The sequence below is a fragment of the Pseudomonas sp. GZD-222 genome, assembly GCF_049310525.1.
GTDB lineage: Bacteria > Pseudomonadota > Gammaproteobacteria > Pseudomonadales > Pseudomonadaceae > Aquipseudomonas.
This window is the reverse complement of the sequence record NZ_JBMOWO010000053.1, coordinates 25,260-49,922: the sequence shown is the minus strand read 5'-3', so window position 1 is coordinate 49,922 and position 24,663 is coordinate 25,260. Positions and strand designations below refer to the sequence as shown.

Here is a 24,663-nt window from a genome sequence, read left to right as displayed (position 1 = left end):
TGTATTCCTCCGGTCTTGCGTCAGAAGTTCAGGCCAAAGCTGAGCGCCACATAGTCGCGGTCGACGTTGGTGTTGAAGTCGCCACCGAAGTAATCGGTGTAACTGAGGCTGGTGGTGTAGGTGTTCAGGTAGTCGGCATCCAGGCCGATGCTGATGGCCTTGTTGCCTTCCTCGAAGTTCGGCCCGTAGCCGTCGACGTCGTGGGACCAGGCCAGGCTGGGCGACAGGTTGATCCCGGCGATCACGTTGGGGTAGTCGAGCTTGGCGCGCAGGCGGTAACCCCAGGAGTTGCTGGTGTAGAAGCCCTTGTCGTTGCATTGCTGGGCCGGGTTGCTGGCCGTAGGCGTGCCTGCGCCAGTGCCGGTGCAGGTGGCAAGGCCGGTTGCGCCCGGGAGGATGCCGGAGCCGTAGGCGGGGCTGCGGCCAAAGCGCAGGTCGCCGCCGTCGCCGTCACCCAGGCCATTGATGCGGTTGTAGCCGACTTCGCCGACCAGGGTCAGACGGCTGGCACCCATGACCTGTTCGATGAACTGGGTGGCGGTCAGTTGTGCCTGCACAACCGGCATGCGTTTGTAGCCGTTGATATCGGTGCCGGCAGTGGCTGCTGAAGGCTGGCCAATGAAGCCGGTGGTGATCAGCGGGGAGGAGGGGCTGTTGAGCGTGCCGGTGAGCAAGTCGGCGGTGTTCAGTTGCAAGGGCATGTTCGGCCGGTAGCTGACTTCGCCGCCCAGCGAGATGCCACTCAAGGTGGTCTGGAAGCTAAGGCGGTAAAGGCGGATATCCTCGGGATAATCGATGAAGTAGCGCGCATTGCGTGGCACATTCAGCGCGCTGGGCGGCGTGCCGGCGCCAGTGGTGCGCACGGTGCTCAGGTAGGGGTTACGGCTGTGGTAGTTCATGGCATAGGCGCCGAACTCGGTATCGTGCAGTTCGGGTACGTACCAGCGCAAAGCGACGCCGAACTGGCCGCTGTCACCCGGTTCGTTGTCTTGCAGGCGCGGAATGTAGACGTTGGTGTCGGCATTCGGGGCGCCGATGTTATCCGAGACCCCGGGCGGCAGGTCGAGACCGGCCACCACCAGGCGATCATTGCAGCCTTTGGGCACGCCATCGTTGCCGAAGAAGGTGCCGCAGTTGTCCACCACCGAGTTGCTCCACTCCAGCTGATAAAACGCTTCGGCGGTCAGGTTTTCGGACAGGCCCTGGGACACATAGAGCATGTTCACCGGCACCAGGCCTTCCTTGATCTCGGCCCCTGGGCGGCGCAATGCGGCGACGTCGATGGGGTTGATGCTGTTGATCGAGTTGCCGATGAAGGTGCTCTCGCCCCAACTCACCACCTGCTTGCCCAGGCGTACGTTGCCGGCCAGGTCGCCAAGGCTGTAGTTGTGGTAGACAAAGGCGTCGAGAAACTCGGCGCCCGAGGCCTTGGCCAGGTCGTCGCGGCCGCTGTCGTCGATGTCGTAGAACAGCCGGTGCTCGTCCTTGAGCTCGAAGTCGTACCAGTACTTGCCGCGCACGAACACGCCGCTGTCACCGTATTTCAGCTCCAGGTCATGCACGCCTTTGAAAATCTTCGAAAAGGTTTCGCCTTTCTTGAAGTTCAGGCGGTTGTCGTCGACGGTGCGTGACGACGAGGTGCCGCGTTTGCCCATTGAGTTGAAGTTGGAAATCAGCGACGGATCGGCGCCGCGCACCGACCAACTGGCGCCGATCGACAGTGACGAATCGAACTGGCCTTCGATTTCCCCGAGAGTGAAGTCAACAGCACTCGCCGGGTGGCTTGCGCCGATGGCGACGGCAGCAGCCAGCAGACTTGGCTGAAACACTCCGCGCTTTTTTGTTGTTGTCATGCGGTTCCCCAGATTCGGATGATGTGGCGATGCCATCCTAGGGGGGCAAATCCGGGTGATGTATTGCCTGATCGGATAGTTCTGCGTATTACCCGAAAGCATTAGATGCCGATGTCTGCTGAAAATACCTCGATTGACGGATGGGGCATTTGCACCTCGCGCGCGAATATGACGCCTACCTTCATCGATTTCAGGAGGCGCCGTGTCTCAGCTTCTTTGCGCAATGGACCTGCCCAGGCCACCGTCGGCACACCTGCTGCGCGAACAGCTGGAAGACCGGCTGCTCGCGGGCGCCCAGCGCCTGCGTCTGCTCTGTGCGCCCGCAGGCTATGGCAAGACGGTATTGCTCAACGATTGCATGCGCCGCCGGCCAGCCGAGGTGCGCTGCCTGTGGCTGGACCTTGGCGGGCAAGCGCTGACGCTGGCGCACTTCTGCCGACGCCTGGCCGACAGCCTTGGGCTCGACGCGCAATCCCCCAGTGATGGCGACACCTTGCTGGCGCTGCTCGAAGGCAGCCAGGAGCGCTGGTGGTTTGCGTTCGATGACTTTCCTGCTGATGCCTGCGCTGAACTCAACGCCTGGATCGACCGGCTGTTGCGTTCGCAGGCACCTGTGCATCTGTGGGTCAGCTGTCGGCAGCGGCCAAGCTGGAAGCTGGCGCGACTGCTGCTGGAAGGGCAACTGATCGAGCTGGGCGCCGGACACCTGGCGTTTTCCCGCGAGGAGCTGGAATCGCTGGTCGAACGCCTGGACCCTTTGGCCACCCCATCCACCATCGAGCACTTGTGGCAGCAGACCCAAGGCTGGGGCGCTGGCGTGCGCTTGCTGCTCAACGCCCCGGATCGCCATGAGCGGGTGGGCAGTACCTGGATGCGCGAGTACCTCGGCGGCGAGTTGTTGGCGCCGTTGTCTGCGCAGCAACGCTGGCTGTTGCTGAGCATTGCTTACCTGCCACGGGTGTCGATCGAGTTTTGCACGCGATTGTGGCCGGAGCGGGACGCGGGCCCTCTGCTGCGTGGGCTGTTGCAGTGCGAGTCGTTTTTCCTGCCGGTGGGTACGGACGGACACTGGCATCGTTTGCTGCCAGCCGTGGCAATGGCGTTGCAAGGTGAACTCGCCGCAGTCGAGCTCAATCGATTGCGCCTGGACGCCTGCCGCCTGTTGTGCGAAGACGGCTTCATCGACGAAGCCATTGAGCTGGCGTTATGCACCCATCAACCCGAGATGGCGGCCAGCTTGATGGAGCGCCTGACCCTGGACTGGATGTTCAGCGAGCGGCATTTGCATACCTGGCTCGACTGGCTGGCGCGGTTGCCGTTACGCCCAGTGGAAAGCTCGCCGAACCTGATTTACCTGAACGCCAGGGCATTGCTGAGCAGCTGGCGGCTGGACGATGCCCAGGCGCACATTGCCCGCTTGGCCTGGGTAACGCCACAGCCCAAGGCGCGCAACAACAGTCGCCTGCTGGCCAACTGGCAGGCGCTGCAGGGCACGCTTTACGGCCATAGCGGCGATGCAGTGCGCGCACGCGAGCATTGTGAGGCGGCTTTGCAGCACCTGGAGCTGCGCGACTGGCCCTCATCGTTTCTGTGTTACTCGACGCTGGCGCGTGTTTCGATGGCCGCCGGTGAGCCTGAACAGGCGCGCGAACTACTGGATTCGTCGCTGCAACTGGCGCGGCGCCATGGCTGTCTGGCCAGCGAGGTGCTGATCAATGCCGACCGCATCCGCCAGTTGATTCTCAGTGGTGAGATGGAGCTGGCCGAGTCGGTGCTGCAGGAATGTTTCGCGTTGGTCGCTGCCGACGGTGGCAACCACGATCTGTTGCTTTGCCGCCTGCTGTTGCTGCGTGGCGAGCTGTACTTGCTGCGCGGCGATCTGGAGGAGGGCGAAAGCGCCTTGCACGCAGGCCTGGAGCGGGGCATTGGCAGTAGCGACCCCTATGTGCTGCATGCCTTTATCGGCTTGTCGGAGGTGGCGGCCTGCAACGGCAAGATGGAGCTGGCACACCTTCACCTGCGCAATGCAGAACGGCACATGCAGCGCTGCCGCGTCAGCGAGGCCTGCTACAAGGACCTCATCGACTATCAACACATGCGCCTGCTGGCCCGCCAGGAACAGTGGGCGGCCATCCTGCCTCTGGCGCGCAAAGCGATCACCGTCGATGTAGCGCGGCTGCCGCCCCTGCATGCGCCGTCCTTGCCGCAACGCCTGCAGTTGATGCTCGCCCTGGCTGAACTGGGCAACGGCAAGCTCGATCATGCGGCCAAGCGTCTACGGGCCTTGCTGGCCACTTGTGAGCGCTTGCGCTTCGGTGGCTTGATGGCCGAAGCCCAGGTCGCGCTTGCCCGTGTCGACAGGGAAGGTGGCAGCAGCGGCGAGCAGGCCTGTCCCGCGCTGGCACGTTCGAGCCTGCTGGCCAGTTGGTCCAGTAGCGCCAGCGTGCCGACGCCGCTGCACACCGGCGCGCGCAGCGGGCTGACCTCCCGCGAGTTTTCGGTGCTGCAGTTGGTGGCCCATGGGCTTTCCAACCAGGAAATCAGTGAGCAGCTGTTTATCTCCCTGAACACCGTCAAGGCTCACACCGTGAAAATCAACCACAAACTTGGGGTCAAGCGCCGTACCCAGGCGGTGATGCGCGCCAAGTCTTTAGGCATGCTCGCCTGATCAGTCCAACAGGCCGCGGGCGCGGGCGATGGCAATGGCTTCGGTGCGGCCCTGGGCGCCGAGCTTGGCGCTGATGTTGCGCAGGTGCGTCTTGACCGTGTGTTCGGACAAATGCATCTGCTCGGCGATGGCGCGGTTACGGTTACCGGCGGCGAGCAAACGTATCACCTGCAACTCGCGGATGGTCAGTTGCAGCTCGGTTTCCTGTGGTTCACTGCCTTCATTCGGCTCTTTCTGGGCGCCGCTGCGTTGCAGCAAGTCGACGAGAAACTCCGGGGCAATACCCAGACTGCTGCACGACGCCTGGTAGGTCACTGCCCAGCGCTCCAGGAGCCGGACCAGGGCCGGGCCTTCTTCGAGAAAGGTACGCAGGAAACCTTCCTGGCTGGCGATGCGCAAGGCGGGTGTGAGGGCATCCAGCGCGAGTTTTTGCCGGCCTTTTCCGGCCAGGGCCATGGCCAGCAACAGGCGCAGCTTGAGCGCCCGGCGTTGCTGCTGGCGACCCTCGGCGAGTTCGATGCGCGTGCGCAGCTCGCCGGCGGCCAAGGCATAGTCGCCACGGGCGATGTACAGGCGCTGGCGGGCGATGAACGGCGTGTCGGTGTCACAGGCGAAGGTCAGCACCTCAGGGCGATCCCACTCACCGGCGAGTTCCGCAGATGCCAGTGCCTGGGCGGCGATGTCCAGGCGGCCTTCCACCGTGGCCACGCGTGCCCGTTCAAGCCAGGCCGCGCAGAGAATCCGCAGCGAGCCGCTGCGTCGCCCCAGTTGCTCAAGGTCGGCCAGATGACGTAGCCAGGCTTCACGGTTGCCGTTTTGCAGCGCAATACGTGCCAGCACCACCCGATGTGCGATCAAAGCGTCGGGGCCGCCGAGATCGAGGGCGTGCTGCGGGATCTGGTTGAGCATCGTCCAGGCCTGGGTCAGCACATCGCCTTCGTAGAGCACCAGGGCGTGAAGAATGTCCAGGGTCACCTTGGCACCTACCCAGCGTCCGTCCAGCACGGCGGCCTGTACGCTGCTGGCCGCTTCAAGCCGGGCGAGGGCGGCGCGGCGATGGCCCAGTGTCAGTTCCAGCGCGCTTTCTATATAGACCGCGATGCCGTCCACCAGCGCCGAGCGCTCTTCGGGTGCCTGCCGGGCCATGTCGATCAGCAAGGCGCGGGCATCGTCATAGCGGCCCGTAGAAATCAGGCAGAACGCCAAGGGCGTGGCGACCATGCCGTATTGCAGCCCGTCACTGGGCGTCAGGCGGGCGATCTGCGCTTGCGCCACGCTTATCGCCGCCTCTGTCTGGTCGGTAAAGGCCAGCAGCAGGCAGCGAATGGTGTCGGTTTCCAGGTTGGCGGGGTTGCGCTCGACGACCTGCATGGCATCCCGGTAGCGGCGGTCGAGCACCAACAACCAGGCATGGGTCAGCGCCAGCCGTGGCCGGGCTTCCAGGACCTGACTGGGCATTTGCTCCAGCCAGCGCAACATCAGGCGCAGACGGCCGGCATCGACCAGCTCGTCGAGGTGGCGCTCCAGGTAGTCGGCCGCTTGCTCGATGTCGTTGGCGCTCATCAGGTGGCCGATAGCCGCCGCGGGATGTTTGTGTGCCAGGTACCAGCGCGCCGCTGCTCGATTCAGCCCTTCGACCTGTCCGGGCAACTGGCGAGCCAGGGCGCTGCGCAGGAACCCGCTGAACAGGCGGTGGTAGCGGAACCACTGGTGCTGAGCGTCGGTGGGTTGAATGAACAGGTTACTGCGCAGCAACTGCTCGATCAGTTCGGCGCTGTCCTGGCGCTGGGTGAGGGCGTCGCACAAGGGCGCACAGAAGCGCTCGAGAATGCTGGTCTGCAGCAGGAACAGGCGCACCTCATGGCTCTGCCGGGCGAGAATGTCTTCGGTGAGGTATTCGGCCAGCTCCTGATTGTTGCCGGAGAACGAACCAACCACATCGGCCAGGGCCGTGCGCCCCTTCAACGACAGGGTGGCGAGGAACAAACCGGTGATCCAGCCTTCGCTAATCGCCTGCAGCCGAGCGCAGTCTTCGTCAGTGATCGGCAACGGGCAGCGGCCGCGCAGGTACGCCTGGGTTTGCGCCGGGCTCAGGCGCAGTGCATCGGTGTCGATATCCAGCACCTGGCCCTGCATGCGCAAACGCCCAAGGCCCAGTTCAGGGTTGATGCGCGAGGCGATGGCCAGGCGTGCGCCAGGGGCCAGGGCTGCCAGCAGTTGCTGGATGAAGGCGAGCGCCTGCGGCGTATCGAGCACTTCGAAATCGTCCAATACCACGGTGAAACCCGGCGCCAGGCTACCCAGTTGTTGCAGTAACGCCTGGGGGCTGGCGAGCGCGTCGCTGCTGGGAGCACCGTCGAGCGCCTGTAACCCTGCATACAGATGAGCGGCCAGGCGCCTGGGGTCGTTATCCGCGCGGTCGAGCGTGAGCCAGAGCACGGGCTGGCGATTGTCCAGGCAACGCTCGCGCAACTGGCGCAACAGGGTGGTCTTGCCGAAGCCAGCGGCGGCGCGGATCAGGATCAGGCGGATGTTGCCGGGTGGATCGATGCCTTGCAGCAGGTTGTCTCGGGGCAGCAGGCCGACCGAGGTACCCAGCGCAACGAATTTCTCTGCGCGAATAGGGTGAGTGGCTGGCGCTGGCAGTTCGTCCGAGGGCGGGATGTCGCTCGGTACAAGGCTCAGGCGGGCGATAAGGTCCTGGCGTTTGGGCATGTGTCTCTCTGGCCATGCGGGCCGCCTGGTCAGCGGCCTCTGATTATTCTGTCAGCAGATAATGCCACGGCTACCGGCGCTGCGGAAAAATCGCAGGATGAACTTCACTCTTTTGAGCGATAGGTATGCCCGACCTGTCTGGCTAGCCTGTTGCCGGTCGCACGCCTTCGTGGCGCGTTGACGTCAATGCCACTAACAATCAGAGAGAAGAACATGGCAGGAGCACTGACTGGGGTACGAATAATCGAAATGAATGCGATCGGGCCGGCGCCCTTTGCCACCATGTTACTCGCCGACATGGGCGCAGAGGTGATCCGCATTGACCGCCAGCAGTCAGGGTTCCTCAATGGCGATGCCAGCGTCATTGGCCGTGGTCGCCGCAGTCTGGCGATTGACCCGCGCAAACCGGGGGCAACCGAGGTGCTGTTGCAGCTGATCGACAGCGCCGACATTCTGGTGGAAGGCTTTCGGCCGGGCGTCATGGAGCGCCTGGGGCTTGGCCCTGATGTGTGCCTGGCACGTAACCCGAAGCTGGTCTACGGGCGCATGACCGGGTGGGGCCAGAGCGGCCCGCTGGCGCAGAGTGCCGGTCACGACCTCAATTACCTGGCCATTACCGGTGCGCTGCATGCCATGGGCCACGCCGACCATGCGCCGACGCCGCCGTTGCACCTGGTGGGGGACATGGGCGGCGGCGCGATGTTTCTGGCTTTCGGTGTGGTGGCGGCGTTGTTCGAAGCGCAGCGCTCCGGCAAGGGCCAGGTGGTCGATGCCGCTATCAGCGATGGTGTGGCCCTGCTCAGCACCATGTACTACGAGTTCCAGCAGAACGGCCAATGGGGTGAGCGCGGGCAGAACCTGTTCGATGGCGGGGCGCCGTTCTATGGCTGTTACACCTGCGCCGATGGCCGCTTCATTTCCATCGGCGCCATCGAACCGCAGTTCTACCAGCGCTTGCTGGAACTCTGCGAGATCGATGACCCGCTGTTCAAGGCACAGTGGGACCGCAGCCTGTGGCCAGCGCAGCGAGCAAAGCTGGAAACGCTGTTTCGCAGCCGCAGCCGCGACCAGTGGTGCCAGTTGCTGGAAGGTAGCGAAGCCTGCTTTGCCCCGGTGCTCGACTTCAGCGAGGCGCCGGCCTACGCCCACAACCAGGCGCGCGGCACCTTCATGCACAGTGCCGGCGTCACCCACCCGGCACCGGCACCGCGCTTGAGCCGCACCCCGACGCAGGCCGGTGAGAAAGTGCGCAATGGCCAGCACAGTGTGCAAATCCTCTGTGAGCTGGGGCTGGACGAGGCACAGATTGCCGCGTTGCGCGAGGCCGGCGCTATCGCCTGAGCAAGAGGAGTGGGGTGACCCCACTCCAACCCCACCCCTTTCTACTCCCTGGGGGCGGGGTACAGCTCAAAAGCGTTGCGCAACCATGACGACAAGGCCCCGGAGCGACCGGTGCGCCAAACCAGTCAACTGATCGCGGAGAAACAGATGTCCCAGAAAACCTACGTAGCCGGCGTCGGCATGATCCAGTTCGCCAAGCCCGGTGCCAGTGGTAGTTACATCGAGATGGGGGCCCAGGCCGTGCGTCAGGCGCTGGAGGATGCCGGTATCGGCTATGAGCTGGTGCAACAGGCCTATGCCGGTTACGTGTATGGCGACTCCACCTGCGGCCAGTCGGCGCTGTACGAAGTCGGCATGACTGGCATTCCGGTGATCAACGTCAACAACAACTGCGCCAGTGGCTCGACCGCGTTGTTCATGGCCCGCCAGGCGGTGGAGAGCGGCGCGGTCGATTGTGCGCTGGCCTTCGGCTTCGAGCAGATGCAGCCCGGTGCCCTGAAAAACTTCTGGACCGATCGTCCGTTGACCATGGGCAAGGGTTTTGACAGTGCCGCCACGGTGTTCCCGGAAGGCATTGGCATGCCGGGGGCATTGATGTTCTTCGGCGGCGCCGGCCGCGAGCACATGGAAAAATACGGCACCAGGATGGAAACCTTCGCGGCGATCCGCGCCAAGGCCAGCCGTCATGCCGCCAACAACCCGCTGGCAGTGTTCAAGAAAGTGGTCAGCACCGAAGAAGTGATGGCCGACCAGGTGGTCTGGGAAGGCGTGATGACCCGCCTGATGGCCTGTCCGCCGACCTGCGGTGGCGCTGCGGCAATCATCGTTTCCGAACGTTTCGCCAAGCGCCACGGCCTGCGCACTGATGTGTCGATCCTGGCCCAGGCAATGACCACCGATACCCCGGATGCCTTCGAACCGGCGTCGATGATCGAAATCGTCGGCTCTGGCATGACCCGCTCGGCGGCCCGCCAGGTGTATGAAAAGGCTGGCGTCGGCCCTGAAGACATCCGCGTCTGCGAGCTGCACGACTGCTTCGCCCACAACGAGCTGCTGACCTATGAAGGCCTGGGGTTCTGCCCGGTGGGCGCTGGCGAGCAGTTTGTGATGGATGGCGACAACACCTATGGCGGCCAGGTCGTGGTCAATCCGTCCGGTGGCCTGCTGTCCAAAGGCCACCCGCTGGGTGCTACCGGTCTTGCGCAATGCTATGAGCTGAGCCACCAGTTGCGCGGTAGCGCCCAGGCCCGCCAGGTGGAAGGGCTTCGGCATGCGCTGCAGCACAACCTCGGCCTGGGTGGCGCGGGCGTCGTGACCCTCTACGGTCGCGGCTGATCGCCCCGGTCATCCTTCAGGAGTCAACCGAAATGGCAGACAAAAGTCTGATCGGCCGTTCGCTCGGCGTCACCACCAGCGAGGTGGAAAAAGGCCGCCTGCGCTTTTTCGCCAAGGCGATTGGCGAGACCGACCCGCTGTACACCGACGAAGAAGCCGCCAAGGCCGCCGGCTTCCCCACCTTGCCGGTGCCCCCCACGTTCCTGCTGTGCCTGGAAAGCGAAGGGCGCAATCCGCAAGCGATTGTCGAAGACATCATGGGCTTTGACCTGGGGCGCATCCTGCATGCCGAGCAGGAGTTCAGCTACCACCGCATGGCCTTTGCCGGCGACGTGCTGACCTTTGATTCGCGCATCGTCGACGTCTACGAAAAGAAGGGCGGTGCCCTGCAGTTCGTGGTCCAGCAGACCCGTATCACCAACCAGAACGGCGAGCATATCGCCGATCTCCGCTCTTCGCTTGTGCAGCGCTGAGGTACCGTCATGACGCATTCACCAACCTACGGCCCGCAGTACAGCGACGTGCAGGTCGGCACCGAACTGCCGTTGCTCAAGCTGCGCCCGGTCGATCGCACCACGTTGGCGTTGTACGCCGGCGCGTCCGGTGACCATAACCAGATTCACATCGACATCGACTTTGCCCGCAAGGCCCGCGTCCCCGACGTGTTTGCCCACGGCATGCTCTCGGCCGCCTACCTGGGCCGTTTGCTTACAAGCTGGGTGGCGCAGACGCAGATCCGCTCCTTGTCGATGCGCTTTGTCGGCATCACCCAGATCGGTCACATCCCGCACCTGACCGGACGCATCACCGAGAAGTTCGAGGCGGGCGGCGAAAAGCGTGTGCGCCTGCAGATCCAGTGCGCCAACCAGTACGACGAACCCAAGGTAGTGGGCGAGGCCGTTGTGGCCCTGGCCTGACGCTCCCTCACTGCAGACAAACAGACTTTATTAGAAGGCCATAACAATGAAAAAACTCGAAGGCAAAGTCGCCCTGGTCACCGGCTCCGGTCGTGGTATCGGCCGCAGCGTCGCCCTGAAACTGGCGGGCGATGGTGCCCGTGTGGTGGTCAATGACCTGGACGCCGGCCCTGCTGAAGAAGTGGTCGCCGAGATCCGCGCCGCCGGTGGTGAAGCCGTTGCCTGTGTGGGCAGCGTGACTGCGGTCGACTTCGCCGAGCGTTTCGTCAAGACCGCGGTCGACAGCTTTGGCGGCATCGATATCATCGTCAACAATGCCGGTTACACCTGGGACAACGTGATCCAGAAGATGAGCGACGAGCAGTGGTACGCGATCATCGACTGCCACCTGACCGCGCCGTTCCGCATCCTGCGTGCCGCCCAGCCGATCATCAGCGCCCTGGCCAAACAGGAAGCCGCCGAAGGCCGTGTGGTCAATCGCAAGGTGGTCAATATTTCTTCCATCGCCGCCGGCGGCAACGCCGGTCAAGCCAACTATTCGTCTGCCAAGGCGGGCATCCTCGGCATGACCAAGTCGCTGTCCAAGGAGTGGGGGCGCTACAACGTCAACGTCAACGCCGTGGCCTTCGGTCATATCGACACTCGCATGACCCAGGCCCTGGCCGGTGAGGCGAGCAAGACCGTGAGCATCGAAGGCCGCGAGATCAAGGTCGGCATCCAGCCTGCCGCCATCGCCGCCAGCAACCAGATGTGCCCGCTGGGCCGCCCGGGCACCCCGGACGAAGCCGCAGGCTCGGTGTACCTGTTCTGCATCCCTGAATCCAACTTCGTCTCCGGCCAGGTGCTGGTGTGCGGCGGCGGTTTCGGCAACGTCTGACAGAGTGAGGAGAACAGCATGCGTGTAGCGAATTATGTGTCCCCTTGGGAAGACGCCGACCTGGTCGCCTTCCGTGACAGCATCCGCCGTTTCGTCCGCGAGCAACTGCTGCCGCACGAAGACAAATGGCGCGAACAGCACCGCTCCGACCGCAGCGCCTGGCTGGCCTGTGGCGAGATGGGCATGATCCTTCCGGACATGCCCTCCGAGTACGGCGGTGCCGACGGTACGCCTGCCCACTATGCGGTGGCCATGGAAGAACTGACCTACGCCGGCGCGATGAGTATCGCCCTGAGCATCAACCATATCGTTGGTCACTACATTCTCGCCGGCGGTACCGAAGCGCAGAAGCGTCAGTGGTTGCCGAAGATTGCCTCGGGTGAGTGCATCTGCTCGATCGCCATGACCGAGCCGGGCACCGGCTCCGACCTTCAAGGCGTGCGTACCCGTGCGGTGAAGCACGGTGACAAGTACCTGATCAGCGGCTCGAAGACCTTCATCAGCAACGGTCAGAACAGCGATATGGTGGTAGTGATCGCCAAGACTGACCTGCAAGCCAAGGGCTCGCGTGGTATCTCGCTGTTTCTCGTCGATACCGCGACCCCGGGTTTCCAGCGCGGCAAGTGCCTGGACAAGATCGGTTTGCCCGGCCAGGACACCTCGGAAATGTTCTTCCAGGACTGCGAAGTACCGGCCGACTGCCTGCTCGGCGGCGTCGAAGGCCAGGGTTTCGCCCAGCTGATGCAGCAGTTGCCTTATGAACGTGCCGAGATTTCCATCCAGGCGGCGGCCTCCCTGGAGCGTGCGCTGGCGTTGACGGTGGAATACACCCGCGAACGCAAGGCGTTCGGTAAGTCGATCCTCGATTTCCAGAACACCCGTTTCACCCTGGCCGAAGTCAAGGCCACCACCCTGGCTTCGCGGCTGTTCGCCGACCTGATCGTGCAACGTTGGGTGGACGGCACTCTCGACACCACCCTGGCGTCGATGGGCAAGTTCTGGCTGACCGACCGTCAGGGCGAAGTGATCGATGATTGCCTGCAGTTCTTCGGTGGTTTTGGCTACATGAACGAATACCCGATTGCGCGGATGTTCGCCGATGCCCGGGTGGCGCGCATCTATGGCGGCGCCAACGAAATCCAGCGTGAGCTGGTCGGACGCTCTCTGTAACGGGGAGGGCCGGGCAACGCTCATCCACGAGAGAATCGCCCGGCCAGCCAGGGATGGCTCAGACAACAACAATAAAACAGGAGGTCACGATGTACATCACTCAAGGCCTGCATCGCCATCTTCAGCAGCGCCCCGACGCGGTTGCTGTGCGTGAATCGGGCCGCAGCCTGACGTTTGCCCAGCTGGCCCGGCGGGTCGCTCGCCTGGCTGGTGCACTCAAGGGCCTGGGCATGGTCAGCGATGACTGTATTGCCATGCTGGCGCGCAACTCGCAACGCTACATCGAATACAGCCTGGGCGTGCCGTGGGCCGACGGTGTGCTCAATCCGGTCAACACCCGCTGGAGCGTGGCCGAGATCGTCTACTCGCTGAACGACTCGGCCTCGACCGTGCTGATTGTCGACGACGCCTTCAAGGATGTCGCGGATCATATTGCCAGCCAGGCGCAAACCATCCGCCATGTCATCTATGCCGGCGACGGCGAAACCCCGCCCGGGATGCTCAACTACGAAGCGCTGTTGGCCGAAGCCACGCCGGTAGAAGACGTGCGCCGTGGCGGCAATGCCTTGCTGGGGATTTTCTACACCGGCGGCACCACCGGCTTCCCCAAGGGCGTGATGATCAGCCACGCCAACCTGGCATTCGCCGGGCTGGCGGCGATGAGCCGAGGGTTCTTCGGCCCGAAGGCGGTGTTCATGCACGCCATGCCGATGTTCCACCTTGCCGACTTTTCTGCGTTGTACTGCCTGATGGTCAGCGGCGGCACCCACGTCATCCTGCCGGCGTTCACCGGTGAAGCGGCGCTGGCGACCATTCTTGAAGAGCAGGTCACCGATTTGATGCTGGCGCCGACCATGATCCAGATGATGCTCGACGCCCGCCAGGCCAATCCGCACACCGCCAACCTCGAACTCGCGAGCATTCGCCATATCGTTTACGGCGCTTCGCCGATTACCCCGGCGCTGCTTGATCGCGCCTGTGAGGTGTTCCCGGCTGCCGGCTTTTTTCAGGGTTACGGCATGACCGAGCTGACCACCGGCGGCACCATGCTCGATGCCGAATATCACTGCGCCAAGCATCAAGCCAGCGGCAAGATGTATTCGGCGGGCCGTGCAGTGAACTGCGTGGAGGTGAAGATCGTCGATAGCCAGGGCTGCGAAGTGCCGCGTGGCACGGTGGGCGAGATCATCGTCAGTGGTCCCAACGTCATGCTTGGCTACTGGAATCGTCCGCAGGACACGGCGCAAGTGCTTATAGACGGCTGGATGCACACCGGTGATGGCGCCTACATGGACGAGGAGGGCTTCGTCTTCATTGTCGACCGCCTGAAAGACATGATCGTCAGCGGCGGCGAGAACATCTATTCCGCCGAGGTGGAGAACGCGCTGAGCAGCCACCCCGCAGTTGCCCAGTGTGCGGTGATCGGCATTCCTTCGGATAAATGGGGTGAAACCGTGCATGCGGTGGTGGTGCTCAAGCCCGACGGCAACGCCGATGTCGAGCAGATCGTTGCCCATTGCCGTGAGCGCATTGCCGGTTACAAATGCCCGCGCAGCGTCGAGTTCCGCCTGGCCATGCCGCTCTCGGGGGTTGGCAAGATCCTCAAGAACGAGTTGCGTAAATCCTTCTGGGAAAACCGCACGCGTAATGTCGGCTGATCGGAAGCGCTTATGACCAGTGTTCAGTTGATCACCACCAAGTTCGCGCCACCGCGTATCGGCACCCAGGCAGTGGCGCGGGAGCAGTTGCTGGAAAAACTGCAGCACTGGCGTAACAGCCGCCTGTTGCTGGTGACCGGCAGCGCCGGATTTGGCAAAACCACGCTGATTGCCCAGTGGCGGCAGCTGTTGATCAAGGGTGGCGCGCAGGTGGCGTGGCTGTCGTTGTCGGCAGACGACAGCCGCTTCGAAGCCTTCTGTACCAGCTTGCTGGGGGCGTTGCGTCATGCCGAGGTGGCGGTCGACGAAGACCTGTTGCTGCTCGCCGGTGCCGAATGCGTGGCGGTGCAGACGGTATCGGCGCTGCTGGTCAACGGCCTGGCGCGATGCGGTGCCAGGCTCTACCTGATGATCGATGACCTTCACCAGGTCAATGACGAACGCACCTTCACCCTCCTGCAGTTGCTTGCCGAGCACTTGCCTGACGGCGTGCACCTGGTCCTGGCTTCTCGCGTCGCGCCGTCCTTGCAGCTGGGGCGGTTGCGGGCGCTGGGCGAGGTGTGCGAGGTGGAGTGCGCGCAGTTGTCCTTCGATTTCCGTGAGTCGCTGGCGTTTCTCAGGGGCCAGCTCGATGAGCAAATGGACCTGGACACCGTCCACGCGGCTCATGCCCTCACCGATGGCTGGCCCATTGGCTTGCAGCTGCTGGCCATCGCCCTCAAGAGCAACCCGCGCAAGCCGGTGCAGGGCACCGCGTTTGCCCGTAGCAGTACGGCGTTGGCGGAATACCTGGCCGAGGACGTGATGGCCGATCTGCCCAGCGAATTGTTCGTGTTCCTGCAGAAACTGTCGATACTGCGGCGCTTCAACGCCGACGTCGCCGCGCATGTCACCGAGCAGCCCGAGGCGGCCGCGCTGATTGCCTCGATCGAGGAGCGCAATCTGTTTATCCAGCCGGTGGACCTGGCAGGGCAGCAGTGGTACCGGTTGCATCCGCTGTTCGTCGAGTTTCTCGGTCAGCGCCTGCACAGCGGCGATAACGATGTGCGCTGCCTGCATCGGCGGGCGGCGCAGTGGTTCGAGCGTGCCGGGCTGGTGCAGGAAGCGTTGCGCCACGGCCTGTTGTGCGAGGACTTCGCCTTGGTCGTCGAAATGCTCGAACGCGTGCAGCCTTCGACGCGCCGGGTCAGCCACCTGAGCCAGTTCATGCGCTGGCTGGAGCAAGTGCCGCGGGCGGTGCTGATCGCGCACCCGAACCTGTGGTTGCTGGGGATCTGGGGCGCGGTGCTGACCGTACTCACCGGCAAGGCGCAGGCCTGGATCGCCGAACTCGAACGCGAGCCCCTGGCCGGGCAATGGGCGGCACAGGTGGTGCTGCTCAAAGCCTCGCTGGCCATGCACCAGGATGACGACACGCGCTGCATGGCATTGCTGGAGTCGCTGCAGGGCAGGGCGCTTGCTGCGCCTTTTGAAGAGCAGGTGCGCATCGGCCTGACCATCAACTGCCTGGCGCTGCGCGGCGAGCATGCCCAGGCGCGCAGTCTGTTTCGCCAACCTGAGGCCCGCTGCCTGCGCAGCGATGACGAGATGGCGCTGATGGGCCAGGTGACCATGGCCTCGGCGAGCCTGCTGGAGGGCAAGGTACTTGAAGCTGAGCGCCTGTGTGCGCCGTTGCTGGAACAGGCCGAAACTGTCCATGGGCGGCGCTCGGTCAGTGCCTGCAGTGCCGCGGTGGTGATGGCTGAAGCCTGTTACGAGCTGGATCGGCTGGAGCAGGCACGTGAAGCGTTGGCCAACCGTCTGGACATCCTGCGCTTTTCCGCACCGATGTCGATGATCGGCGCGGCGCTCTGCCATGCACGGCTGATGAACCTGGAGGCGTCGCCGCGGGTAGCGTTGGAGTACCTGGCCGAGAAACAGGAGCATTTTTGCAACCTCGGGCTGGATCGCGGTGTCGCCAGCATGCTGGCCGAGCAACTGCGTCTGGCGTTGCGCTGTGACGATTGCTTTCATGCCGAAACGCTGCAGGCAAAACTCGATGAGTTGGCCCGTAGCCACCGGGGTGCAACGCCGTGTGATGCTGAAGTGATGGCGCTGGCGGCGCTATCCCGGGCCCGACTCTCGCTGGCACGGCGCCAGCCGGAAGCGGCGCTGCAAGTGCTGGACATCGCCCACCGCTATGCCGGCGAGTACGACCGTGGGCGCTGGCGCGTCCAGGTCGAGCTGTTGCGGGCCTTCGCCTTGCGCGCCCTGACCCGTGACACGGAAGCGCAGGAAAGGCTCAAGGCGGCGCTGGCCAGCGGCTATCGCCTGGGCCTGGCGCGTACCTTGCTCGATGAGGGCGAGCTGTTCCAGACCATGCTCGCTGAGCTGGTGCTGGAAGACGCAGCAGTGCTGGCGGGCTACCGCAGCAGCCTGCTCAAGACCCCAGCGCTGACGCCTGCTGTCGCGCCGACCGCGGTGCCCCGTGCGCCAAGCCAGCAGATCACCCGACGCGAGCAGGAAATCCTCGAGTTGCTGGAACAATCGATGTCCAACAAACGCATCGCCCTGGCGCTGAACCTGAGCCTGCAGACGGTGAAGTGGAACTTGAAGAACATCTTTTCCAAACTCGGCGTGTCCAGCCGCTACGACGCCATCCTGGCCATGCGCAGACAGCGTGAGGTGGGAGCGGGCCTTGCCCCGCGATCGGGCGCGTAGCGGCCGCAAATCCTGAGTGTGCGGTATCTCTGTTACACGGTGTCGCTTGGTTTTACTGCCGCTTTGCGGCAGATCGCGGGGCAAGGCCCGCTCCCACCGGGTTGTGACTGCCTTGTGTTATTTGATGGAGGTGTATGGATGCGAGTACAGTCAGCCGTGATGGAGCAATCGCATCAGGCTGGAGTCAGAGATGGCGCGACATATACCAATAACAAATGCTACCGATCCCTTGCACACCTCACGGTTGGTTCGCCAGCGGCTGATCAGCGACGGCGCGTTGCCGCAGGGCATGCTGCGTGAAGAAATCGACGCCTCGTGGCGGCGCAGCCTCGGCTATGGCCTGAACTGCCTGGACAGCGAACAGGTAGAGCTGGGTACACGCCAGCGCCTGCAGGAACTGCTGGACGGCAACCGCCTGCTGATAGACGCCGCGACACCCGAAATGGAGTACCTGGTGAAACGCCAGGGCAACAGCGGCATGATCATCCTCGGCGACGCCCAGGCCAATATCCTCGCCATCGGCGGTCAGGCCGAGGAACTCAACCAGCCCGGCCTGCGCGACTTGCACCCCGGCAGTTGCTGGAGTGAGTCGAGCCGCGGCACCAACGCCATTGGCACCGCCGTGGTCGAGGGGCGACCGACCCTGATCAACTGCGGCGAGCACTACCTGGACCGCTTGAGTCCGTTTTCCTGCACCTCGGTGCCGCTGCGTGACCCGCTCGGGCATGTCATCGGCGTCCTCGACCTGACCCGCGAAGGGGTCATGGCCCAGCCGCAGGACAACCTTTCTACGCTGATTCTGGCGGCCAGCATTATCGAGAGCCGGATGTTCGGTTTGTGCTATCCGGAGCAGCTGGTGCTGGCGTTTCACAGCCGTCCGCAATTCCTGGGCAGCGCCTGGCATGGTCTGCTGGCGCTGAGCCTGGATGGCGAAGTGCTGGCGGCCAACGAGCGCGCCTGCGAGTTGCTCCAGCTGGCGCGCCCGGCTCTGATCGGGCGACGCTGCAGCGACCTGATGGGCGAGCGCACCTCGGCGTTCCTCACGCGCCTGTGGATGGACCGGGTCAGTAGTGTGCAGACCGCCAAAGGTGAGTTCTTCTTCCGCGCCGTGCACCTGCCACGGCGTGCCGGCATGGGCCCGGCGCAGCCGCTGGGCAAGGCCCCTGCAGCGCCTAAACCGGCGCCGCTGGAAAGCCTGGCCGGTAGCGATGCGCGCTTTGCCCGGGCGCTGCGCATGGCCTGCCGGGGGTTGAACAATGACTTGCCGGTGCTGTTGCTCGGCGAGACCGGCACCGGCAAAGAAGTGGTGGCGCGCGCGCTGCACCAGGCCAGCCCGCGTGCCGACAAGCCCTTTGTCGCGGTCAACTGCGCCGCTATTCCGGAAGGGCTGATCGAATCCGAGCTGTTCGGCTATCGCGAAGGCGCCTTCACCGGTTCCCGCCGTGGCGGCATGGTCGGGCGGCTGTCCCAGGCCCACGGCGGCACCTTGTTTCTCGACGAAATCGGCGACATGCCGCTGGCCCTGCAAGCGCGCCTGCTGCGGGTATTGCAGGAACGCCGGGTGGCACCGCTGGGCGGTGGTGAAGAGCAGGACATCGACGTCGCGGTGATCTGCGCCACGCACCGCGACCTGAAACGGCTGGTGCTCGACCAGCATTTTCGCGAAGACCTCTACTACCGCATCAACGGCGTGAGCCTGCAGTTGCCGGCCTTGCGTGACCGCGACGACCTGGGCGAGGTGATCGACAGCCTGCTGGGCAAGTTCGGTGCCGAAGGCGTCAGCCTGGACAAGGGCCTGCGCGAGTTGCTGGGCAATTTCGACTGGCCGGGCAACATCCGCCAGCTGGAAATGGTCTTGCGTTCGGCACTGGCCATGCGCGAGCCGGGTGAGCAGGTGTTGAGCCAGGAACACCTGACCGACTGCCTGCTCGATGAGCTCAGCGCCAGTGCGCCGCAAACCGGCAGTATCCGTGAGAACGAGGTGGAGTTGATCCGTGGCGCCCTGGCGCGCCATCAGGGTAATGTCTCGGCTGCGGCCGATGCCTTGGGCATCAGTCGCGCCACCCTGTACCGAAAACTCAAGCAATTGCGCGGCTAAGGGGCAGGTGATGGGCGGTATTTTTCTCAGGCTGGTCAACAGCTCCGACCCGGAGCTGATGCGCCGTGCGCTGGCCTGGCTGTATGGTTTCGTGCGCCCGCACTGGCGCGCGGTGGCGGTGTTGCTGGGCCTGTCCCTTGCGGCTTCGCTGCTGGTGCTGGTGCAACCCTGGCTGGTCAAGACCCTGATCGACCAGGGCCTGCTGGCCAAGGACTTCCAGGTGCTCTGGCAGATCGCGCTGATCATGATTGCCGTGGGTATCGTCGGCATGCTGCTGGCGGGGGTTAACCGCTACCTGCACACGCGCCTGTCCGGGCGCATTCTGTTTGCCCTGCGCGATGACCTGTATCGCCACTTGCAGCAGCTGTCACCGGCGTTTTACGGGCGCAAGCGTATCGGTGACATCCTCTCGCGGCTCGATGGCGATGTCGCCGAGATCCAGCGCTTTGCCGTGGACTCGCTGTTTGCCGCGGTGTCCAGTGTGATCGGCCTGATCGGCGCGGTAACCCTGATGCTGATGTTGTCCTGGCAACTGTCCTTGTTGCTGGCGCTGCTTATTCCTATCGAAGTGCTGTGGTTGCGCTGGATGCGGCGCAAGGTCGAGCGCGAGGTGCGCAGCCTGCGCGAGCGCTCTGCCGATGTGTCGTCGTTTCTGGTCGAGACCTTGCCGGCGATGAAGTTCATCCAGGCTGCCGGCCAGCAGCGCCGCGAGTCCGAACGTCTGGAGCGCCTGGGCCAGGGCTACATGGGGCAGTTGCTGCGGGTGCAGGTCACCGAGTTCTTCACCCAGGCGGTGCCGGGCACATTGACGTCGCTATGCCGCGCCTGTGCCTTCCTGGTTGGCGGTTACTGGGTGATCCAGGGCACCTGGCAATTGGGTGCGCTGATCGCCTTTTCGACCTATCTGGGCATGGCGGTCGGGCCGGTGCAGAGCCTGCTGGGCCTGTATGTGGCGGTGCAGCGCATGGCGGTCAGCCTTGGCCGGGTGATGGAGCTGCAGCAAGAACCGGTTAGCGTGCGTCAGGCCGCAACACCTGCGCCGGTGCCGCAAGGGCCGGGCGAGCTGCGCCTGGAAGCGGTGCATTTCGCCCACGAGCAGCGGCTCGGGATGGTTCTCGGCGGTGTTGATATCTGCATTCCGGCAGGGGTGAAGGTGGCGATCAGCGGTGCGTCGGGGGTTGGCAAGTCGACCCTGATCGACCTGCTGCAGCGTTTCTATGACCCTGACCAGGGGCGCATCCTGCTCGATGGCACCGATTTGCGCGACCTCGATCTGCTGGCCCTGCGCAAGTGCATTGCGGTGGTCAGCCAGGACATCGTGCTGTTTCGCGGCACCCTGGCGCAGAACCTTGCCTACAGTGTGCCCGAGGCCAGCCGTGAGGACCTTGAGCGGGTGGTGCGCCTGACGCGCCTGGAATCGCTGGTCGAAGCCCTGCCGCTCGGTCTGGACGGTCAGTTGGGCGAACGCGGCCAGCAGTTGTCCGGCGGCCAGAAACAGCGCATCGCCATCGCCCGCGCCTTGCTCCAGGACCCGCGGGTGCTGGTGCTCGACGAAGCGACCTCGGCGGTTGACGAGGCCACCGAGCGCGAAGTGATCGCCGCCATCGACCAGCTGTTCGCCGGGCGCACGCGGATTCTGATCAGTCATCGCACCAGCACCCTGGCCGACGCCGAATTGCACCTGCACCTTGAAGACGGTTGCTTGCAGGCTGTCTGGCAGGAGTCGCTGCGCAATGGCCGATGAACTCTGCGTGGGGGTGATCGACAGTGGCTGTTCGGCGCAGCAGGCCCAGTATCTGGTGGGCGGCCGACGCTTCTGGCTGGAGCAGGGAACACTGGGTGAAGGCGAGCTGCAGGTCGATGCCCTGGGCCATGGCAGTGCCGTGCTTGAACGGCTGCTGGCGCAGGCCGATGGCTTGTCGATAAACATGGCCCAGGTGTTCGACAGCCGCGGCGCGACCTCGGTGTTGCAAGTCAGTGCGGCGTTGCTGTGGCTGGTGGAGCAAGGGGTGAGTTTGGTCAATCTGAGCCTGGGTCTGTCCCAGGATCGGGCCGTGTTGCGCCAGGCCTGCGCCGTGGCGGTTGAGGCTGGTGTGCTGCTGTGTGCGTCCAGCCCGGCGCGTGGCGGGCCGGTATATCCGGCCAGCTATCCGGGCGTGCTGCGCATCACCGGCGATGCCCGTTGCCGGCCGGGACAGTGGTCGTGGCTGGACACTGCGCAGGCCGACATTGGCGCGGCGGTCGGCGAGGGCGCCGGGTCCGCTGGTGCGAGCCTGGCCTGCGCGGCCTTGAGCGGGCAGATTTGCGCTTATCTGCGCGAGCACCGGCAAGCGACACGCGAGCAAGTGCTGGCGTACCTGCGCGATAACGCCGCCTTTATCGGCCCTGAGCGCCGTGGAGGCGAGCATGCCTGAATCACGCATCCTGATTCTCGGCGCCGGGCCTGCCGGCGCGGCCACGGCCATTGGCCTGCGGCGCCTGGGCTATGCCGTCACGGTGGTCTCCGAGTGGCGACGCTTCGCGGCCGTCGAAGGGGTTTCGCAGCGGGTACTCGAGGGCCTGCGTCATGCCGGTCTCGGTGGTGCCCTGAACCAGGCTGCTACGCCAGCAACCCGGCAAGTGCGCTGGAATGGTCAGCACCTGCACCTGAATCAGGAGTACCTGCTCGACCGCCAAGCCTTCGACCGGGCCCTGCGCCATGACCTGCAACAGGCCGGGGTGACGGTGATCGAAGGTCGGGTACGCGAGGTGCTGGGCCAGGACGGTTATCAGGTGCGCCTGGACGACGGGCAAACCCTTGAGGCCGAGTTTCTCGTCGAGGCCCGTGGCCGCCAGGCGCCGCTGACGGTCGACCGCCTGCGCGGCCCGGAGACGGTCAGTTTGCTCAACCTCTGGCAGGGCGCACCGGGCGAGCCGGCTTCGGCGGTGGAGAGCCTGGCCGATGGCTGGGCGTGGATGGCCCGGCTCGCCGATGGTCGTTGCTACTGGCAAATCACCCTGAATGCCGAAGGCCTGCCGGGCAAGTCGGCGCTGGCCGAATACTGTGCCGAACGCCGGCGTCGCTCGCCGCTGGTGGCCGAGTTGTTTGATGCGCAGGCCCTGGCGCCGGCAACCGTACATGCACGTAGCAGCACCGCCATCCTTGCGGGTGAGTGTGTTGGTGATGATTGGCTGCGGGTGGGCGATGCCGCCATGGCGGTTGATCCGCTGTCGGGGAACGGGATTTTCCAGTCGCTGTCCTCGGCGTTGCAGGCGCCGGCCGTGATCAACACCCTCCTGCGTTGCCCGCAGCGGGCGGCGCTGGCGCGGCGCTTCCATCAGCAACGGATCGAACAGCTGTTTTTACGCTTCGCGCGGATCGGCCGCGATTTTTATGCCCAGGAACAGGCGCGGGCAGATGGGGTGTTCTGGGCGCGCAGGCGGCAATGGCCGGATGCGCAGCCGATACATGTTGCGGCCGATTGGCAGGCGGTGCGCGTCGAGTCGCGACCGGTGCTGCGCGATGGGCTGGTGGATGAGGCTGAAGTGGTGGTGACAGCGGATCAGCCGTTGGGCGTTTGGCACTTGCAGGGGATCGAGCTGGCGCCGGTGGTGCGTGGGGTTCAGGGCGGGCTTGAGGTTGCGCAGGTGTTAAACGATAGCTCGGCGCAGCAGCAAAGCATGGTGCGGCGCTGGTTGGCCGAGCAGGGGTATGGCTGAATACCCGGTGGGCGCGGGCTTCTGTGGGAGCGGGCTTGCCCCGCGATTGCAGTGTGTCAGCCAAACCGCATCGCGGGGCAAGTCCGCTCCCACCTTCAGAGCTTGATCAGCACCGACTTGAGTTCGGTGTAATGCTCGATGGCAGCAGCGCCCATTTCCCGGCCGACGCCCGACAGTTTGTAGCCACCAAATGGCAGCGCCGGATCCAGCGCACTGTGACAGTTGACCCAGACTGACCCAGACTTGATCCGCGGAATCATCCGGTGCACCGCCGCCAGATCGTTGGACCAGATGCTGGCGCCCAGGCCGTAAGGGTTGTCGTTCGCCAACCGCACCACTTCATCCAGGTCATCAAAAGACATGGCAACCAGCACCGGGCCGAAGATTTCTTCCTGAACCAGACGATGGCGTTGATCAACGTCGACGATCACCGTCGGTTTGACGAAGTAACCCGGACCGAAACCTTCACCACCACAAGCGATGGTCGCCCCCAGTTCGCGGCCAAGGTTGATGTAGCCGGTCACCCGGTCCTGTTGCTTGGCGGAGATCAGTGGGCCCATCTGCACGTTCGGGTCCAGGCCGTTGCCGAGGGTCATGCCGTTGGCAATCGAGGCGATGTCGGCCACGACATTGTCGAAGTGCTTGCGGTGGACATACAGGCGCGAACCGGCGCAGCACACCTGGCCCTGGTTAAAGAAGATCGCGGTGGCGGCGCCGGCAGCAGCCTCCTGCAGGTTGGCGTCGGGCATGACGATGGTCGGCGACTTGCCACCCAGCTCCAGGGTGACGCGGGTCATGTTCTCCATGGCTGCCTTGCCGATCTGCTTGCCGACTTCAGTGGAGCCGGTGAAGGTCAGCTTGTCTACGCCGGGGTGGCGGGTGAGGGCGGCACCGGCATTCAGGCCGGTACCGGTGATGACGTTGAAGACGCCATCCGGATAGCCGGCTTCCTGCACCAGTTCGGCCAGCTTCAAGGCGGTCAGCGGGGTTTCGTCGGCAGGCTTGAGCACCAGGGTGCAACCGGTGGCCAGCGCTGGCCCGAGCTTCCAGCAAGCCAGCAGCAGCGGGAAGTTCCAGGCGACGATGGCGCCGACCACGCCGATGGCTTCGCGACGGATGAAAGCGTGGAACTGGTCGTTGGGCATCAACGGCAGCGAAGGTTCAACCGTGGTGCCTTCAATCTTGGTGGCCCAACCGGCCATGTAACGCAGGAAATCGATGGCCAGTTGCACGTCCATGACCTTGGCCACCGCCGCGCTCTTGCCGTTGTTCAAGCACTCCAGTTCGGCCAGTTCCTGCGCGTCGCGTTCCATCAGCTCGGCCAGACGCCACAGCAGGTTTTGCCGTTCACGGGGTCGCATGCGGCTCCAGGCCGAATCATCGAAGGCCGCACGCGCAGCCTGGACGGCACGCTCAACGTCTTCACTGTCGGCGCACGGCACCTCGCCCAGCACCTCGCCAGTGGCCGGGTTGCGAAAGCTCATGGTCTTGCCACTTTGCGCGTCCTGCCAGTCAGCGCCGATGCGCATTTTCAGTTTACGGTCGAGAAAAGCCTGGGTGCGGGGGAGGATCGGCAGGGTCGACAGCATGGGGCGGCGCCTCTTGTCATTGGATGTGCAGGGCGCTTTCGCA

General features: G+C 64.3%; 16 protein-coding genes. 13 read left to right on the top strand and 3 right to left on the bottom strand.

Annotated features, from left to right (window positions below):
* Positions 1–20 precede the first annotated feature (20 nt).
* On the bottom strand, positions 21–1,853 hold the full coding sequence (locus ACO6VD_RS09335; protein ID WP_422418519.1) for a DUF1302 domain-containing protein: 1,833 nt from the start codon (positions 1,851–1,853) through the stop codon (positions 21–23).
* 202 nt (positions 1,854–2,055) lie between these two features.
* On the opposite strand from ACO6VD_RS09335, the gene ACO6VD_RS09330 reads away from it, so the two are divergent.
* Positions 2,056–4,521 (top strand): LuxR C-terminal-related transcriptional regulator, encoded by a 2,466-nt coding sequence (locus ACO6VD_RS09330; RefSeq protein ID WP_422418517.1) that lies wholly within the window; start codon positions 2,056–2,058, stop codon positions 4,519–4,521.
* On the opposite strand, the gene ACO6VD_RS09325 is transcribed toward ACO6VD_RS09330, so the two are convergent.
* Positions 4,522–7,236, bottom strand: a complete 2,715-nt coding sequence (locus tag ACO6VD_RS09325) for a LuxR C-terminal-related transcriptional regulator (protein ID WP_422418515.1) — start codon at positions 7,234–7,236, stop codon at positions 4,522–4,524. It abuts the gene before it with no gap.
* A 213-nt stretch (positions 7,237–7,449) separates the two neighbouring features.
* Between ACO6VD_RS09325 and ACO6VD_RS09320 the strand changes: the two genes are divergently transcribed.
* The 12 genes from ACO6VD_RS09320 to qhpG all read left to right on the top strand — a co-directional run bounded on the left by ACO6VD_RS09320 (position 7,450) and on the right by qhpG (position 23,031).
* A complete protein-coding gene (locus tag ACO6VD_RS09320; protein ID WP_422418513.1) occupies positions 7,450–8,577 on the top strand; it encodes a CaiB/BaiF CoA transferase family protein in 1,128 nt (375 codons plus the stop codon).
* Positions 8,578–8,724: 147 nt separating this feature from the next.
* Positions 8,725–9,912 carry a lipid-transfer protein gene (locus tag ACO6VD_RS09315; protein WP_422418511.1) on the top strand — a complete coding sequence of 396 codons (1,188 nt, stop codon included), beginning with the start codon at positions 8,725–8,727 and terminating at the stop codon, positions 9,910–9,912.
* A gap of 32 nt (positions 9,913–9,944) precedes the next feature.
* The gene (locus ACO6VD_RS09310; protein WP_422418509.1) at positions 9,945–10,385 is read left to right on the top strand and encodes a MaoC family dehydratase N-terminal domain-containing protein; all 441 of its coding nucleotides are present in this window, start codon (positions 9,945–9,947) and stop codon (positions 10,383–10,385) included.
* 9 nt (positions 10,386–10,394) lie between these two features.
* A complete protein-coding gene (locus ACO6VD_RS09305; RefSeq protein WP_422418507.1) occupies positions 10,395–10,829 on the top strand; it encodes a MaoC family dehydratase in 435 nt (144 codons plus the stop codon).
* Positions 10,830–10,875: 46 nt separating this feature from the next.
* On the top strand, positions 10,876–11,706 hold the full coding sequence (locus tag ACO6VD_RS09300) for an SDR family NAD(P)-dependent oxidoreductase (RefSeq protein WP_422418505.1): 831 nt from the start codon (positions 10,876–10,878) through the stop codon (positions 11,704–11,706).
* 18 nt (positions 11,707–11,724) lie between these two features.
* Positions 11,725–12,876 (top strand): acyl-CoA dehydrogenase family protein, encoded by a 1,152-nt coding sequence (locus tag ACO6VD_RS09295; protein ID WP_422418503.1) that lies wholly within the window; start codon positions 11,725–11,727, stop codon positions 12,874–12,876.
* Between the two features lie 53 nt (positions 12,877–12,929).
* The gene (locus ACO6VD_RS09290) at positions 12,930–14,534 is read left to right on the top strand and encodes a long-chain-fatty-acid--CoA ligase (RefSeq protein ID WP_422418501.1); all 1,605 of its coding nucleotides are present in this window, start codon (positions 12,930–12,932) and stop codon (positions 14,532–14,534) included.
* A 12-nt stretch (positions 14,535–14,546) separates the two neighbouring features.
* A complete protein-coding gene (locus ACO6VD_RS09285; RefSeq protein WP_422418499.1) occupies positions 14,547–17,234 on the top strand; it encodes a LuxR C-terminal-related transcriptional regulator in 2,688 nt (895 codons plus the stop codon).
* Between the two features lie 190 nt (positions 17,235–17,424).
* Positions 17,425–19,332 (top strand): sigma-54-dependent Fis family transcriptional regulator, encoded by a 1,908-nt coding sequence (locus ACO6VD_RS09280; RefSeq protein ID WP_422418497.1) that lies wholly within the window; start codon positions 17,425–17,427, stop codon positions 19,330–19,332.
* A 10-nt stretch (positions 19,333–19,342) separates the two neighbouring features.
* Positions 19,343–21,076, top strand: a complete 1,734-nt coding sequence (locus ACO6VD_RS09275; protein ID WP_422418495.1) for an ABC transporter ATP-binding protein — start codon at positions 19,343–19,345, stop codon at positions 21,074–21,076.
* A complete protein-coding gene (gene qhpE, locus ACO6VD_RS09270) occupies positions 21,066–21,746 on the top strand; it encodes a subtilisin-like serine protease QhpE (protein ID WP_422418493.1) in 681 nt (226 codons plus the stop codon). Before ACO6VD_RS09275 ends, qhpE begins: the two co-directional genes overlap by 11 nt.
* Complete coding sequence (qhpG, locus tag ACO6VD_RS09265; RefSeq protein ID WP_422418491.1) at positions 21,739–23,031, top strand: flavin-dependent monooxygenase QhpG; 1,293 nt, start codon at positions 21,739–21,741, stop codon at positions 23,029–23,031. Before qhpE ends, qhpG begins: the two co-directional genes overlap by 8 nt.
* Positions 23,032–23,126: 95 nt before the next feature.
* Here the strand turns inward: qhpG and ACO6VD_RS09260 are convergent, their stop codons facing one another.
* Positions 23,127–24,620: an aldehyde dehydrogenase family protein gene (locus tag ACO6VD_RS09260; RefSeq protein WP_422418489.1), complete on the bottom strand. Its 1,494-nt coding sequence runs from the start codon at positions 24,618–24,620 to the stop codon at positions 23,127–23,129.
* Positions 24,621–24,663 lie beyond the last annotated feature (43 nt).